12 protein-coding genes are annotated in these 15,711 nt (G+C 60.3%); 10 read left to right on the top strand and 2 right to left on the bottom strand.

What is annotated here, in order from left to right; translation table 11 throughout:
• Positions 1–53: 53 nt before the first annotated feature.
• The gene (locus PLJ71_17220; protein ID HQM50433.1) at positions 54–1,274 is read right to left on the bottom strand and encodes a hypothetical protein; all 1,221 of its coding nucleotides are present in this window, start codon (positions 1,272–1,274) and stop codon (positions 54–56) included.
• Between the two features lie 454 nt (positions 1,275–1,728).
• Here PLJ71_17220 and PLJ71_17215 point away from each other — a divergent pair, with 454 nt between their 5' ends.
• The 6 genes from PLJ71_17215 (at position 1,729) to PLJ71_17190 (ending at position 9,119) form a co-directional block, all read left to right on the top strand.
• Positions 1,729–3,093, top strand: a complete 1,365-nt coding sequence (locus PLJ71_17215) for a dipeptidase (protein ID HQM50432.1) — start codon at positions 1,729–1,731, stop codon at positions 3,091–3,093.
• A gap of 298 nt (positions 3,094–3,391) precedes the next feature.
• Positions 3,392–4,573: an amidohydrolase family protein gene (locus PLJ71_17210; protein HQM50431.1), complete on the top strand. Its 1,182-nt coding sequence runs from the start codon at positions 3,392–3,394 to the stop codon at positions 4,571–4,573.
• A 20-nt stretch (positions 4,574–4,593) separates the two neighbouring features.
• Positions 4,594–5,790, top strand: a complete 1,197-nt coding sequence (locus PLJ71_17205) for an amidohydrolase family protein (GenBank protein HQM50430.1) — start codon at positions 4,594–4,596, stop codon at positions 5,788–5,790.
• A gap of 442 nt (positions 5,791–6,232) precedes the next feature.
• Positions 6,233–6,646 (top strand): Rrf2 family transcriptional regulator, encoded by a 414-nt coding sequence (locus PLJ71_17200; GenBank protein ID HQM50429.1) that lies wholly within the window; start codon positions 6,233–6,235, stop codon positions 6,644–6,646.
• A 217-nt stretch (positions 6,647–6,863) separates the two neighbouring features.
• Positions 6,864–8,147: an aspartate aminotransferase family protein gene (locus PLJ71_17195; GenBank protein HQM50428.1), complete on the top strand. Its 1,284-nt coding sequence runs from the start codon at positions 6,864–6,866 to the stop codon at positions 8,145–8,147.
• Between the two features lie 234 nt (positions 8,148–8,381).
• A complete protein-coding gene (locus PLJ71_17190; protein ID HQM50427.1) occupies positions 8,382–9,119 on the top strand; it encodes a methyltransferase domain-containing protein in 738 nt (245 codons plus the stop codon).
• A gap of 91 nt (positions 9,120–9,210) precedes the next feature.
• Here PLJ71_17190 and PLJ71_17185 read toward each other — a convergent pair whose 3' ends face one another.
• Positions 9,211–9,636 (bottom strand): hypothetical protein, encoded by a 426-nt coding sequence (locus PLJ71_17185; GenBank protein HQM50426.1) that lies wholly within the window; start codon positions 9,634–9,636, stop codon positions 9,211–9,213.
• A gap of 290 nt (positions 9,637–9,926) precedes the next feature.
• Here PLJ71_17185 and PLJ71_17180 point away from each other — a divergent pair, with 290 nt between their 5' ends.
• From PLJ71_17180 to PLJ71_17165, 4 genes are all read left to right on the top strand, one after another.
• The gene (locus PLJ71_17180; GenBank protein ID HQM50425.1) at positions 9,927–10,535 is read left to right on the top strand and encodes a sigma-70 family RNA polymerase sigma factor; all 609 of its coding nucleotides are present in this window, start codon (positions 9,927–9,929) and stop codon (positions 10,533–10,535) included.
• Positions 10,535–11,677 carry a hypothetical protein gene (locus PLJ71_17175; protein ID HQM50424.1) on the top strand — a complete coding sequence of 381 codons (1,143 nt, stop codon included), beginning with the start codon at positions 10,535–10,537 and terminating at the stop codon, positions 11,675–11,677. The genes PLJ71_17180 and PLJ71_17175 overlap by 1 nt, the downstream gene beginning before the upstream one ends.
• Before the next feature lie 338 nt (positions 11,678–12,015).
• Positions 12,016–13,701, top strand: a complete 1,686-nt coding sequence (locus tag PLJ71_17170; GenBank protein HQM50423.1) for an arylsulfatase — start codon at positions 12,016–12,018, stop codon at positions 13,699–13,701.
• 255 nt (positions 13,702–13,956) lie between these two features.
• Positions 13,957–15,594 carry an arylsulfatase gene (locus tag PLJ71_17165; protein HQM50422.1) on the top strand — a complete coding sequence of 546 codons (1,638 nt, stop codon included), beginning with the start codon at positions 13,957–13,959 and terminating at the stop codon, positions 15,592–15,594.
• Positions 15,595–15,711 lie beyond the last annotated feature (117 nt).

The raw sequence follows: 15,711 nt of genomic DNA, 5'->3' as shown, positions 1-15,711 counted from the left end.
AATACAAGGCCAGGAAGGAGAATCGTGTTGCCCGGAACGCGAGCCGGCGCCGCCTACGGTGCGGGTTGGGGCTGGGACTGCGCTTCGAAGATCTTTCGCATGCAGTCTTCGGCCAATGCCAGGATCTCAGGACTTTCCGTCTCCAGAAGCGCCTGGTCCGCGTATTCCGCCGCGCTCGCGTAGTCGCCAACGTCAAGGTAAATCTTCGCCATCTCCACGCGGGCCAAGTTTGCGAATTTCCGCTCGCGCCATTCAGTTCCACCGGGCCCGGGAGGGCGTCTTTGGGCGAGGTAGTCCTCGTACGCGGCAATTCTCATTTGAGCATTATCCCGGTGTAGCCACTGGGTGGTCCACGCAACACCGTAGCCCGCCCACTCTTTGAAATCCGTTCCCTCGGCCGTGGGATCCGCGTCCAGCGCCGCATACGACTCCAACGCCTGATAATGTAATCCGGCCATGGCCTGCGCGTACGCCTTGGTATGGCGCATCGCGGCTTTCTGAATCGCGTCCACGTGCGGACTCTCGAGCGCGTCCAGCACGTAGTCGGAGTCCGCCGCTTCGAGAAGCGGCGCCGCGTGAGGACGGCACGCCCGCTTTCTCCCCGCTTGACTGTAGTATTCGGCCAGGATGGCGCGTGTACCGTACGAGCCCATGCATGGACCCGCGAGTTCCACGTACTGCTCCAGCTCCTGTATTGTAACTTCTAACTCGGGACCACCCAGCTTCTTCGCGATGTATACGGCGATGCGCGGCGTGGAATACGCCGCCGGGTCATACCAGTACGCGCGCAAGGCCTCCAACACGTTCTCAAGGGTCTCGGACCATACCTGCCTGGCCTCTTCCTCCATGCCCATTTTCAGAAGCTCTCCCGCGTAAACGTGTTCCATATTGGCGACTACGTTCATAGCCTCAAGCGTGTTCAGGTCCCAGAACGCCGGAAGCATTTGGATGAGTGCGTGAAAGTTGTCGAAGTCGATTCGGCCGCTGCGCACCAGCGCCTTCATCTCCACAAGGGCGGCGTGGGCGTCGTGTTTCGCGGGTGTGTATGGGTAGTTGTCGAGCACCCAGACATACGTATAGCCGGCTTCGGCCACATTGCCTTCCGCCGCAAGTGCATTCGCCTGCGCTACGAGGTCTGCGGCTTCCTCGGCTTGCCTGGCCGCCGCGGACTCCTGGGCAAGCAGCGCGCCGCCCGATGCCGCCAACGCCATCGCCAGCAGCAGCGTCAGGGCTGCCAGCCATCGTGTGCCAACAAAATGTCTGAAGAGGCCCATCTTTGCGCACCCCCCGGCGTCGGAGCCGTGAAAGCAACCGGTTCCTTTTCTACAAATATAACAAATGGATCGCCTCCAATATACACAAGTTCCCTGTCTTTACAATCTTTTTACAAACCGGGGCGGACGCGCACAGGGCAGCCACGGGATGCGAACCGCCTGGACAAGGCAAATGCTCCGATTCTGTAACGAGGCTTGTGTTCCTGCGGGCCTCCGGAGACATCCTTGCCGGCTATTGTGGTGCAGGCATCATCGCCTGCGACCTTGCAGCGCAGGCGTCTCGCGAGCAGTTTGAGGGAATTGGACACAGCTCGACAGCAGGCCTTCCCGCGCGAAGAGGAAGAATGACACATCAGGGCGCACGGATGAGGCGAGCGCAACGTTCTTCATCGGTCTGGAAAGCCTGTGGTATCATCGGCGAACACGAAATGGAACTTCTTCTCAAGGAGGAATCATGACCGAATTGGACGCCGCGTTGAGTCATGTGCGCTCGCATCACGATGTCTATCTCGAACAACTCAAGTCTCTCGTCGCGATCCCGAGTGTCTCGACGCTGTCGGAACACAAGAAGGACATGGTTCGCACGGCCGAGTGGCTGCGCACCCAGTTGAAGCACGTGGGCATGACGCGGGCGGAGTTGATGCCCACGCCCCTGCATCCCATGGTCTACGCCGAATGGCTGGGCGCGCCGGGCAAGCCCACGGTGCTGGTATACGGTCATTACGACGTACAGCCTGCCGACCCGCTCGATCAATGGGAGACGCCGCCCTTCGAGCCTGCCGTACGCGGCGATTATCTGTTCGCCCGCGGCGCATCGGACATGAAAGGCCAGATCTTCGCCCAACTCAAGGCCGTGGAAGCCTTGTCCATGCACGGCGGACTGCCCCTGAACCTGAAATACCTGCTCGAAGGCGAGGAGGAGATTGGTTCGCCAAGTCTGGAAGCATTTATCGAGAAAAACCGCGACCTGCTCGAATGCGACTTCGTGTTGAATTGCGATTCGGGCATTCTAGCGCCCGAGTTGCCGTCGCTGGTCTATGCCTTGCGCGGGCTGGCCTATTTCGAACTCGAAATCCGCGGCCCCGGCAAAGACCTGCACTCGGGTCTCTTCGGCGGGTCGGTGCACAATCCCGGCCAGGTGTTGTGCGACCTGGTGGCCGGCATGCACGACGAAAAGGGACGCGTCACCCTGCCGGGGTTTTATGACAGCGTCGTGCCCCTCGATCAGGAAGAGCGCCTCCAGATCGCCCGATGGCCCATAACCGACGACGAGTGGAAGGCCATGACCGGCGCGCGGGAACTCTGGGGCGAGGAAGGGTACACAACCCTCGAACGCGTGGGCGGCCGTCCCACGCTCGAGGTCAACGGTCTCGTATCGGGATTCACCGGAGAGGGCGCAAAGACCATCCTTCCAGCCAAAGCACTGGCAAAACTCTCGTGCCGCCTCGTGGCAAATCAAGAGCCCGCCTCCATTAAGGCCATGCTCGAGCAATACCTGGCAGGGAAGGCGCCAAAGACAGTCTCCTGGGAAATGCGCGAACTCTCGCACGGTCCCGGCGCGCTTATGAACCGCGATTCCGAAGCGATGAAAGCCGCGGTGAAGGCCCTCAGGACCGTCTTCGCCGCGGAACCCGTGTTTCGCCGCGAAGGCGGGAGCATACCCGTAGTCGGAGTTCTCAAGCAGATGCTCGGCGTCGAATCGGTGCTGCTCGGATTTGGTCTCCCCGAAGATGGCATCCATGGGCCCAACGAGAAACAGCACCTGCCTACGTTGTTCAAAGGTATCGAGGCTTACCTGCACTTTCTCGCCAGCTTCTAGTGTTTTGCGGCAAGGTGTTGACACCCTGAGCCTTCGTAAACCTGCGGGCAATCCGAGCAAGTTGTACGGATTGCGGCCGATAAGCGACGGCCTTTTCGTCCACACCGCCGTCACTCTTTGCCACTCTGTTCGGACCTTGATGGCAAGGTATTCCGTCATAACCCAGGGATTTAGAAGGGTTTAGGGGCTGCCCACGTCTGGAATGGGCGCCTCGGATGGCTCAAGGTCACGCACATCCGTATTGTTTCCTGACGGCGCGTTATGGTAGAACCCTTGCCAACGGTAAGGAGAGCGGCTCGTGCTTTTGACCAAGAATCGCATCCTCGTAAGGGGAGTTTTCGCCGGTGCTGACTGCCCGTCCGACGTAATCCTGAAAGATGGACGAGTCGAGACAGTCAAACCGGCCGGCCGGGCCACTCCCGATGTCGGGTCGCTGACGGCCATCATCGCGCCTACACTGTTCGACATCCAGATTAACGGCGCCAAGGGCATCGATTTACAAAGTCTTGACATCACGCCGGCTGGCATCTGTACTCTGAACGATTTTCTCGCCAGCCAGGGCGTTTCGCATTGGATACCCACGATCATCACCGGCTCGCCCGAGAATATGATTCACAGCTGCGCCGCGATTGCGGAAGCCATGACCGAGCCGCGTATCAAGCGCGCTATTCCCGGCATACACCTCGAGGGACCCTACATCTCTCCGGAAGACGGTCCCCGGGGAGCGCACGATAAGAAGCATGTGCGGAATCCCTCCTTGGCGGAATTCGGGGAATTCATGCGGGTTACGCAAGACCGCATCGCCTACATCACTGTCGCGCCGGAAGTTGAAGGCGCCATTCCGTTTATCCGAGAAGCGGTGAGGCGGCGGGTGCGCGTGGCCTTGGGGCACCACGGTGCGTCGGCCATCGACATTGAACGAGCCGTCGAGGCGGGCGCGACGTTATCCACGCATCTGGGCAACGGCATGGCGGGCACCATGAACCGCCATAACAACCCTCTGTGGCCCCAATTGGCAAACGACCGCCTCAAAGCGTCGCTTATCCCGGACCTCGAACACCTGCCCGAGCCCGTTCTTCGCGCCTTTGTCCGGGCGAAGCAGCCGCAGCGCGTGATTTTGACGTCCGACTATATTCATCTGGCGGGACTTAAGCCGGGACCCTACGAACTCGGCGGCATGCCCGTCGAGATGTTGCCTTCGGGACGCGTATGCCTGAGCGGAACCGGGTATCTGGCTGGGAGCTCGCTGCCGTTGTTGCAGGGAGTTGTTAACGCCATGCGCGTGACGGATTTAACCCTGAAACAGGCTCTGGCCAGCGCATCGTCGATACCCGGACGGTTTTTCCATCTCAAGCACCGGTTTGCTCTTCCTTTTGCGGGAGCCGTGGCGAATTTCATCGTATTCTCTATAGTGAAAGCCAAGACGGGCTGGAGTTCAAAGCTCAACGCTGTCTTTATCGGCGGTGTGCAATATGGATGAACGAGGGCACTAGCGTGACAATGTCAGACGCGAGCGAAGCCGTGACCGTCTGTGGCCTTCCGGTAGGCTCTGGCCGGCCGGTGCACATCACCGTGCGCAACGGAATCATCGAAGCCGTCACGCAGGGCGGCGGGTATGGCCGGACCGATTACGGGTCCCGTTCGTCCATCATCGGGCCGACACTTTTCGACATTCAGGTGAATGGCGGCAACGGCATCAATCTTCAGGGGCCCATGACGAAGCCCGAAGACCTGCATGGCCTCACGCGTTTCCTGGCGTCGTGGGGCGTCTCGAAATGGGTCCCCACGCTCACCACCAACTCCTTGAAGAACATGGAACACGGCTGCCGCGTTATGGCCGAAGCCCTGCAAGACGAAGAAGTGGCGCGGGCCGTGCCGGGTATTCATCTCGAGGGGCCGTTTCTGTCGCCCCTCGATGGGCCGCGGGGCGCTCATGCCAAGCGCTACATACGCGAACCCAGTCTGCGCGACTTCGACAAACTCAACAAGGCCAGCGGCGGCAACGTGCTCTACACAACCGTCGCGCCCGAGCTCCCGCGAGCCATTCCGTTCGTCAAAGGACTGGTTAGCCGCGGGGTTGTCGTCGCTCTCGGACATCACAATGCCAGTCAGGACGAGATTGCGCAGGCCGTTGACGCGGGGGCGCGCCTCTCCACGCATCTCGGGAATGGCCTGGCCGCGGAACTCGATCGGCACCGCAACCCGCTCTGGCCCCAATTGGCCGAGGATCGTCTGACCGCGGCGCTCATCGCTGACCTCCATCACTTGCCTGCCGAAGTGTTGAAGACCATGGTCCGCATAAAGGGACCCGCCAACGTCATTCTCACCTCGGACGCGGTCAGCATCGCGGGTCTAAAACCAGGGATGTATCCGCATCATAGCGGCGTCAAAGGAATGATGGTCGAGTTGCTGCCCTCAGGGCGCATCAACCTGTGCGGCACGAATCTGCTGTCCGGCAGCGCTCTCATGCTGCTGCAGGGCGTGCTGAACGCCACGCGCGAAACCGACATGACCCTCGAACAGGCGTTTCGATGCGCCTCCGAGATCCCGGCCGCCGTACTGGGCGTCAAAGCCGATTTCGGCTCATTGAAACCCGGGACCGTCGCAAACCTCATCGTTTTCGACCTCGACCAGTCTCACCCTCAATGGAAACCTGTCATCCGGGCAGCATTCGTGAACGGCATAAAGACCGTATAGGCGGCCGCCTGTCCGGCCCGCCGCCCGTCATGCTCTCGAAGAGCGCGAGAGACGAAGGGCCGGCGCCCTTTGTGGCGCGGGCAACCTTGGCTGATTGCTGGGTTTAGAGACCTTGGTCAGCGGGCGTTGCTGCGCGCCACAGCGTGATCTGCGGCACGGACCGGGGTGTCCCCAAGACTGCGGAAATAAGGGATATTCCTCTGCGCAGAAAATTACCCACCTGCACAGATAAGATGTCAGGACCTCAGTAGCCGCGAGACATATCTGCATTATGCTCTTTACTTCCAGCGTTAAAACTACTACGATAGATTTGTCTGGCGAACGATCTCGTGGCGAAGACTTCTGGGAGGCCGGAGTATCAGCGCGCCGTCGAGCATCTTATCCGGGACATGAGAGGGACATTGGCGGCCCGCCGGTTAGAACAGGGAAGGCAGCCAGTCGCATGAATATTTCGTCGAGGTGTGAATATGCGTGCCGGGCAATAATTGAACTTGCGCTGAACGCAAACAGCGAACAGCCGGTTACCGCGCTGACCATCGCCAACAAGCGCAACATCCCGGGCAAATACCTCGTGCACATTCTCATTCAACTCAAGCGCGCGGGCATTGTCCGCAGCGTACGCGGGGCGCAAGGCGGGTATATACTCTGCCGGCCGCCCGGAAACATCAGTCTGCTTGATATCATCGAGGCCATCGAGGGTCCCATAATTGACCTGCAGCCTATTGAGGGCCACGCGGACAAGGATGTCGCGCCGATCTGGAAAGACGTCGCCTGCGAAGTCTCGAAGGTGCTGAAGAGCTATCGGGTCCAGGATATCATCGACAACGTGCATGAATCGGACATGTACTACATCTGATGCCCGCCCGCCGTTGTACCAATCAACTGCGTCACCGCCGGCACAGAAGGCCTTGACCGCTCCCCTCTCACAGCGAAGCAATCCGTCAACTTGGTTTTGGAAGCGGGGGGGATTATACTATGGCCATTGACGCGAACAGCCGTTCTGGCAGCAAATAGGGCCTTTTTCGAGGCCTTTTACAGGATTTTGACGGTTACCGGGAAAGGGCAGGCAGAACATGGCGATACACGCGGGCATATCCGCATCCATTCAGCACGACGGCGAACCCAAGGCAAACGCCATCCGCGAGCGGCTGGACGCCGTCATCGGGAGGGGCCAGCGCACGTATACCCCCTCGCAGCTCACTGTCGAGAAAGCCAAGGGGTGTTATCTGTGGACGGTCGACGGACGCAGACTCGTCGATTTCACGTCGGGCGTCCTGGTGACGAATCTCGGGCATGACCATCCGCGCTTCGAGGAATTGTGCCGGAAGTACGCCGAGGCCCTGCCTCGCAACGCTTACAACATGGTGGTTGAGCTCGAGGTCGTTGCGGCCGAGCGGCTCGTCAAAAGCATGGCGGCGACAAATCCGAACGCCCAGAAGGTTTTCTGGGCCGCAAGCGGGTCAGAAGGCATACAGAAAGCCATGTGGGCCGCGCAACACCGGTATCCGGACCGCCCGATCATTCTGGCCACGCGCTACGGGTTCCACGGGAAGAAGGGCCTCGCGGGCGACGTCACCGGCGCCGAAAGCCGCAACCCGAATGTGCGGTTCATCTCGTTTCCTATGAAAGACGAAAAACCCCGGGAATTTTACCAGCGCGAACTGGATGCGCTCGCCGCAGAACACGAAGGCCAGATCTCATTGCTCATAACCGAACCCTATCTTGGCGCCGCCGGTTCGTTCCACCCCCCCAAGTGGTATCACAAGATGCTGCAGGCCTGGTGCGAGAAACACGACATTGTGTTCATCTTCGACGAGGTGCAGGCGTGCCACGGCCGCACCGGCAACATGTACGCGTACGAAACGTACGAGGTGCAGCCCGACCTGGTCGTCCTTGGCAAGGGCATCGCCAACGGCGAGCCAGCCGCAGCAGCAGTTGGCCGGGCGGACCTCATCGACTCCTTGACCTATGGCGAAGCGTCGGATACGTTCAGCGGCAATCCCCGCGCCTGTGCCGCCATGTGCGCCGTGCTCGACGTGTTCGAGGAGGAAAATATCGTCGATAAAGGCCGCGCAGCCGCGAAAAGCGTCGAGAAACGGCTTCGCGATTGGCCCGGCAGGTTCCCGTTCGTAAAGGCCGTTCGCGGCGAAGGGCTCGTCTACGGCGTCGAGATCGAGAACGCCGAACTCGCCAACCGCTGCGTGCTCGAGGCGTACTACGGCATTGGCGACACCGGCGTGCATTTCCTTGGCCCCCTGGCGGGCAAGGTGATTCGGGTGAGCCCGCCCCTGGTCATCACCGAGAGTGAAATCAACGAAGCCTTCGCCATCATCGAACAGGCCTGGGCGCGCATCTAGCGCCGAGACGGCTGACCACAACGTCAGGAAGACACGCTGCAGCGCAGGGGCCTCGGCTGCATTCTTCAAGACGGCATAAGCTTCGTGTTCAGGATTCCTGGTGTTCCGTTACGCGCGCTCGCTGTCCCTCTGGACAGGGATGGGCAAATATGCGAACATGGTTCTTCAAGGTCAAGAGGGGGTGGACGGAAGGCCGAGGAGGCGCCTGCAATCAGGGCGCGCGAATGGAACTGGATGCATAAGACACGCGAAGATTACCGCCGTTTTCATCATGTGCGCCACCAACAACTGCTTGCACTGCTGGCCAGACACGCTCCGGAGCGCCAGGAAAGGTGCCTCGACATCGGAGGAGGCGGCGATGTGGCCGAGATCGTCTCGGAGATCAAGGCAAAGTATGTGGACGAGTTCCACACGGTAGACCTGGCAACAGACATTGATCGTCTCCGGAAAAGTGGCATCGAGGCACAAGTATGCAACGTAGACGTGCAGGCCCTCCCTTACGATGACAGCTTTTTCGACATCGTCCTCTTCGCCTCGGTGATCGAGCACCTTTACAATCCCAGCCATATTATCGCGGAGATCGCGCGGGTCATGCGTCCGGGCGGCATTCTGATCGTGGAAACCCCCAACGCCGTGGCTCTGGGACGGCGTCTTGATGCGTTGTGGGGCGAAAACCCGTTCCGGTGGTTCAACCAGTACAACGCGCTCGAGAACAAGGCGTTGATGGAATACTGCTCCCTGTTCTACACGGCGGAAGAGATCGAGGTGATGCTTGCGCGCTGGTTCATCACCGAGGAGCGTCTCTACGGCATGCACAACCCCCCCGTAGGCCGCCTGAAACGGTGGCTCCGAGGTATGGCCTTTCGCTTCAATTCGCGTATTGGGGACTGTTTCTTCGTCGTCGCCCGCCGGAAACCGAACGGGCCGGGCCTTGTCGATGACCTGCGCCGGTCCAAGACTCGCGAAGAATAGCGTTCAGGGTGACGGGCAGAAATAGAACAGGCGCCCCCGGAATGTGCGGAGACGCCTGCTTGCTATGTGCGGCTTGCGGCCCGGGCTGGCGTTAGATGCCTTCCACCTCGATGCCGACGATCTTCCACCCGCTCTCTTCCTGCTTGAAGGTCCCTTCAATCGTGGCGCTGCCGAAAACGGCCGTCAACTCGATCGGATAAACCGTCCACGTCCCGTCGTCGTTCTTCTTGTACTCGGCATACTGCAGATCGATTTCCGCGTTGTTCAGTTCGCCTTGGTCCAGAGCACCCTTGACAAAGGCCTGCAGCGCGGCCTTGTTGGTCCACTCGTAGTGAGTGAACGACTCGGAAACCGGCGCCATAATCGCGTCAATACTGCCCGCTTCGAAACCGGCCTTCCACTCGTTCAGCACACCGGCAATCTGATCCTTGTCGCTTGCGCCCGAACCCGTCGTGCAACCCGCGACCAATACGGCCGCCATCATGACTGTCATTGCGATAACGATTGATTTACGCACCTTGTTTCCCCTTTCCGACTCCTGTTGCCGTTGATTGAACCTCATGAACATCTTTCGAAGGCTGACGCCGCAGGATTGTAGCCATAAGTATTCGGCTGAGTCAACTGCACCATGGCGCATCGGGCGGCAAGCCTCTGGGATTGCCCCTATGCACACGCCCTGGTTATTCATGTGACAGCCCGTGATAGAATGGGCTTGCCCAAGGGTATGGGCGAACTACGAGAACCGTTTGGTGTCATAAGGAGTGAGCCGCGAAACCGCAGGTTCCGCAGCTCGTCAGTTAAGCAGTGGTGAATTCGCAAGAAGCCGGCACGATATCCGACCGCGAGGTGGTCGAGCAATGCCGCCACGGCGACCCAAACGCTTTTGGCATAATTGTAAATCGTTACAAAACAAGACTTTACAATGTGGCAATGCGGTATCTGGGCAGCCGTGAAGATGCCCTCGACATCTGCCAGGAGACCTTCTTGCGGGCGTACCGGTCGCTCGAGAGCTATCGAGGCGATGCGCAGGTGTATACGTGGCTGTACAGCATTGCGGCAAACCTCGCGCGCAACAGGCTTCGGGACGGCTCGCGCAGAGGACGGGACAAGGGCACCTCCCTCGATGCCTTGCAGGAGACCGCGCCCGCCGTTGCAGATGCGGCGGCCGCGTCGAAAAGAAATCCGGGAACGGAAGCCATGGAACATGAAATGGAAGAGGTCCTTCAACGGTGTCTCGATGACCTGCCCGAACACTACCGTCTTCCGTTTGTGTTGCGGACCTTTGACGACCTTACGTACGAGGAAATTGCCGAAGTCATGAACTGCCCTCCCGGCACGGTGAAATCGCGCTTGAATCAGGCGCGGAAGCGGTTGCGGCAACGTCTCCGCGAACTTTCTATTCTTGAGGCCGAGTAATGGATAAGGAGCAATTGGACGAGAAACTGTCTGCCCTGCTCGACGGCGAACTTTCCGACGAGGAGCGCCGTGAGCTCGAGGCGCTCATTGAAGCAAACCCCAGCGTGGCCCGCGAATGGCATGCGTTGAGGCAGATGAACGGCCTGTTTCGCGAAATGCCGCGATATGAAGCCCCGGAAGAGCTGTCGGTGCGGATCGAAACCGGCCGCAAGGCCCGCCCGGTCTCGTTTGGCCCTTCGCGCTTGAGCCGCCGGCCCGCATGGCCATTGCTCGCCGCAGCGGCAGCGGTGGTTCTTATCTTGGGGCTGGTCGTCCTGCAGTTCCCGAAATCAAGTACATTCAATGTGTCACGCCTGGAGCAGGCCCCGGCAGGCGCTGCGAAAGGGGCGGTCTCCAAAGAAGAGGCGGCGAGTGCTGGCAGGCCGCTCGATGAAGCGCATGAGCCGCGGGAGATGATTGCCGACAGGGCCCGCAGGACAGACGCCTTGCCTGCGCCTTCTCCAGCGCCCGCATCGCCGGCGCCCCCGGCGCAGCGGGTAAGGGTGGCCGGGGAGACTCAAGAAGGTCGTGCGGAAGACGGGCCGGCCGGCCAGACGCAAGGCAGCGCGGGCGGGCAATCCACGGGAGATGCCCTTCAGCTTGGGGAGAAACTGTCTGATACTGAAACCGAGAGCGGCACGACGCCTGCGGAACCGCCTGCAGAAACGGCTGGCCAGGTGGAGCTTGACGAAACCAAGACCGTCGGTCTCGAGGCCGGCGCGGCACCCCCGGCAACAGCCGCCGAGACCACGCCTCCGGCACCCGAGCTTGCCCCGGCATTGGCTGCTTCCGAAGGCGCCGAAACGCCGCCGTCCAAGCCTCCCGCGCCTTCCGGCGTGCCTGGCACTATTGAAGATAAGCGGGCCGGAGACCGGACATTCAAGATGCGCGAGGACGCCTGGGTTCAAGCAGCCTATGACAAGCAGGCCGCCGTAACCGTGGCGAGGGATTCCGCGGAATTCAACGCCCTCATCGCTAAAGACCCGTCTCTGGCTGAGATTGCAGCGTTCCAGGAAGAGGTTATCTTCGAGCTCGAAGGCGTATGGTACCGGCTCCCCCCCGTCAAGGATACCGTACAGGCGGCCACGCCCTCCCAACCCTGAGATAAGCAATTTTCGTGCCTTTCCCGTGCCTTCAAGCGTGAGGTTTCACGCCCCGGTACCCGTCAAACCACTTCGACCCGCACAGCCGTAGGGATTGAAGATGTGTATTGACTTTTTTGCGCTGCGCCTGTTTTACTAATCAAATAGTAGGGAACGACTTATGCAAGGCCGGAAATGAAGGCATTGCAGGTCGGGAAACCCCGCGCGAGGTGCACTTCGGAACTCTGGTGAGGGCGGGAGTTGTGTGAAACCACAGGCGGCGCGAGGAAGGCACCGGCGGGAACGCAAGTTTCCCGCGACGGTCCATATGCGGCTGTTATAGGGGAGGAGAAACATACATGAGAGCAGATTCGAGATGCAGGCCTGTCGACGCATGGCGAAGTGCTTTGGTCGATGTACTGGCTCTGATGGCCGGCGCGTTCTTCGTTCTGACGGCGGGCGTTCTAACCTTGGCAACGCCAGCATGGGCGGCCGAGAGCCCTCCCGCAAGCGTCGGCGCGGCCAAACCCAACATACTGGTCATTTTTGGCGACGACATCGGGCAGGCCAACATCAGCATCTTCACCAAAGGCCTGATGGGCTACCGCACGCCCAACATCGACCGCATCGCCGAGGAAGGTCTTCTGTTCACCGATTACTACGCGGAGCAGAGCTGCACGGCCGGGCGGTCCTCGTTCATCACCGGCCAGTGTGTCTTTCGCACCGGTCTGAGCAAGGTCGGGTTGCCCGCCGCGACAGTCGGGCTGAGCAAAGAAGACCCGACGATTGCCGAATTACTCAAGCCGCTCGGCTATGCTACGGGGCAATTCGGCAAGAACCATCTCGGCGACCGCAACGAGTACTTGCCCACGGTGCACGGCTTCGATGAGTTCTTCGGCAACCTCTACCACCTTAACGCGGAAGAAGAGCCGGAACTCTTCAACTACCCGCAGGAGCCGAAGTTTCGCCAGATGTTTGGTCCCAGGGGAGTGCTGCGCTGCAAGGCGACGGACAAGAACGACCCAACCGAGGACCCGCGCTTCGGCAGAGTCGGCAAGCAGACCATCGAAGACACCGGCCCGCTCACCCGCAAGCGGATGGAGACGATTGACGACGAAACCTCGGCCGCGGCGATTGATTTCATGCAACGCCAGGTCAAGGCAAACACGCCGTTCTTCTGCTGGTACAACAGCACGCGGATGCACTTTCGCACCCACGTGCGCCCCGAGCACCGCAGTCCCAAGGGGGCGACAGCTCTCACCGAGTATGCGGACGGCATGATCGAGCACGACGGAACGGTGGGTTCATTACTAAGAGCCGTCGACGACCTGGGCATCGCCAACAACACCATCGTCATCTACACGACGGACAACGGCCCGCACGCCAATAGCTGGCCGGATGCCGCGACGACGCCGTTCCGCAGCGAGAAGAACACCAACTGGGAAGGGGCATTTCGCGTGCCGTGCTTCATCCGCTGGCCGGGCCACATAAAGCCCGATTCGGTCTCCAACGAGATCGTCAGCGGCCTGGACTGGCTGCCGACCCTGCTCGCGGCCGCCGGCGACCCCGGCGTCAAACAGAAGTTGCTCGAAGGTTGCAGCGTCGGTGGAACCACCTACAAGGTCCATCTCGATGGGTACAACCTCCTGCCGTTCCTCACGGGCCAGGAACCGAAGAGTCCCCGCAGGGAGTTTCTCTATTTCAGCGACGATGGCGAATTGCTCAACCTGCGCTACGAGAACTGGAAGTTCGTCTTCGCGGAACAGTCGACGCCTGGCACCATGGCCGTTTGGAATGAGCCATTCACGCATTTCCGCATGTCCAAGCTCTTCGACCTGCGTGCCGACCCCTACGAACGGGCAGACATCACTTCCAACACGTATTGGGATTGGGCGTTTGATCACGCGTTTCTTGTGGTCCCGTCCCAGACCTATATCATGAACTTCATCGAGACGTTCAAGGAGTTTCCGCCGCGCCAGAAGCCGGCAAGCTTCGGCATAGACCAAGCGCTTGAGACATTGCAACAGACGGCCGGAGGGCGCTAGGCGCGCGCTCTTCATTCCTGTCGCCGGGCGTAGGTCCGGCGGAGGACAGCCAGGTGCAAAGGAGGGAAGGAAAGCCGCCGTCAGCATGACGGTTAGCGGAAAACCTATCTTGCTACCCCCAAAAATGGCGCAAAAGGAACCTGATTTCAATTCACCGATGCGCGTGCATAGCCCGAATAAGTCCACCATTGGTGGTAAACCGAACGTCGGGGCAACGCGCCGCAAAGGGCGGTAAACTGGGAAGGGAAAAGCCTTATGGACACAGACACTAGAAGGAGGTTCGTCTTTGCGTTTCGCCCGGCATTGGTCTGCGCGCTGGCCGTGTTTGCAGGCGCATTCTTTGCTGTGGCGGCGACCGCGCAGGGCGCTCCGGCAGATCAGAAGCCCAACATCCTCGTCATCTTTGGCGATGACATCGGCTTGTTCAACATCAGCGCGTACAATATGGGGATGATGGGCTCCCGCACGCCCAACATCGACCGGATCGCACATGAGGGGGCCATCTTCACAGACTATTACGGGCAGCAGAGCTGCACTGCGGGCCGGGCCGCCTTCATCACCGGGCAACACCCGTTCCGCACGGGATTGCTGAAGGTGGGGCTTCCGGGCGCGGCGCTCGGACTGCAGCCGCAGGACCCTACTATCGCCGATCTTCTCAAGAATCAAGGCTACGTCACCGGCCAGTTCGGCAAGAACCATCTTGGTGACCGCAACGAGTTCCTGCCCACGGTGCACGGGTTTGACGAGTTCTTCGGCAACCTCTACCACCTCAACGCCGAAGAGGAGCCGGAGGACCCGCAATATCCCAAGGACCCGGCGTTCAAACAGCGATTCGGACCGCGGGGGGCGCTGAAAACAAAGGCGACCGACGTCGATGACACCACTGTCGATCCCCGCTTCGGCAAAGTCGGCAGGCAAACCATCGAGGACACCGGGCCCATCACGCGCAAGCGCATGGAGACCGTGGATGAGGAGTTCCTCGCCGGTACGCTCGATTTCATGGAACGCGCGGTCAAAGAAAAGAAGCCGTTCTTCATTTGGCATAACTCGACCCGGATGCATGTGTGGACCCGGCTTCAGCCAAAGTACCAGGATAAGACCGGCTACGGCCTCTATGCCGACGGGATGAATGAACTCGACGACCACGTCGGCATCCTGCTCAAAAAGATCGACGACCTCGGCATCGCCGACAACACCATCGTGATCTTCACGACCGACAACGGCGCCGAGAAGTTTTCGTGGCCGGATGGCGGGGCCACACCCTTCAGGGGAGAAAAAGGAAGTACGTGGGAAGGCGGCATGCGGGTGCCATGCGTCGTCCGCTGGCCGGGCGTGGTCAAGCCGGGCACGGTGATCAACGACATCGTGTCGCATGAAGATTGGGCGGTGACCCTCGCGGCGGCGGCCGGCGAACCCGACGTCAAGGAAAAACTCCTGCAGGGATACACTGCCAACGGCAAGCCGTTCAAGGTCCACCTTGACGGCTACGATCAGCGCGCGTTGCTGGCGGGCACCGGGCCCAGCGCGAGGAACGAGATCTTCTACTTCGACGACAACGGCAACCTCAACGCCGTGCGCGTTCGGGACTGGAAGGCTCACTTCGCGCTCTCAGGCGACTGGCTCTCGGGCGGCCCCGTACTGCCCCAGAGCTTTCCAAAGATCGTGAACTTGCGCATGGATCCGCTCGAGGACCACGTCCTTTTCAACGCGGACAATTCACCTATGGCCATGCGGTGGATGGCGGACAAATGTTGGGCGTTCGTGCCGATGCAGGCGGTCGTCGGGAAGTTTCTCCAGACGTTCCAGGAATTTCCGCAGCGGCAGAAATCGGCCAGCTTCAATATCGATCAGGTGGTGCAGCAGCTTGAGCAAGGCTCGGGCGCAGGCAAATGAGCCTGCCCCGCATCGTTGGATGCGTTTGATAAGGCTGGTGGTGGTACGCAGTGTGCTGCTCCTTTGCCTCCGGCCGTGCCCGGCACGGCCGGAGGCGCCGCAGCCGCATTCATGCAA

The organism is Candidatus Hydrogenedentota bacterium (assembly GCA_035416745.1).
GTDB lineage: Bacteria > Hydrogenedentota > Hydrogenedentia > Hydrogenedentales > SLHB01 > UBA2224.
Note: the sequence above shows the minus strand (reverse complement) of the source record. Positions and strands in the feature narration are given on the sequence as shown.

Coding starts and splice junctions, on each gene's coding strand:
- PLJ71_17220 (HQM50433.1), bottom strand. CDS start 1,274: ATGGGCCTCTTCAGACATTTTGTTGGCACACGATGGCTGGCAGCCCTG.
- PLJ71_17215 (HQM50432.1), top strand. CDS start 1,729: ATGACCGAATTGGACGCCGCGTTGAGTCATGTGCGCTCGCATCACGAT.
- PLJ71_17205 (HQM50430.1), top strand. CDS start 4,594: ATGTCAGACGCGAGCGAAGCCGTGACCGTCTGTGGCCTTCCGGTAGGC.
- PLJ71_17200 (HQM50429.1), top strand. CDS start 6,233: ATGAATATTTCGTCGAGGTGTGAATATGCGTGCCGGGCAATAATTGAA.
- PLJ71_17195 (HQM50428.1), top strand. CDS start 6,864: ATGGCGATACACGCGGGCATATCCGCATCCATTCAGCACGACGGCGAA.
- PLJ71_17190 (HQM50427.1), top strand. CDS start 8,382: ATGCATAAGACACGCGAAGATTACCGCCGTTTTCATCATGTGCGCCAC.
- PLJ71_17175 (HQM50424.1), top strand. CDS start 10,535: ATGGATAAGGAGCAATTGGACGAGAAACTGTCTGCCCTGCTCGACGGC.
- PLJ71_17170 (HQM50423.1), top strand. CDS start 12,016: ATGAGAGCAGATTCGAGATGCAGGCCTGTCGACGCATGGCGAAGTGCT.
- PLJ71_17165 (HQM50422.1), top strand. CDS start 13,957: ATGGACACAGACACTAGAAGGAGGTTCGTCTTTGCGTTTCGCCCGGCA.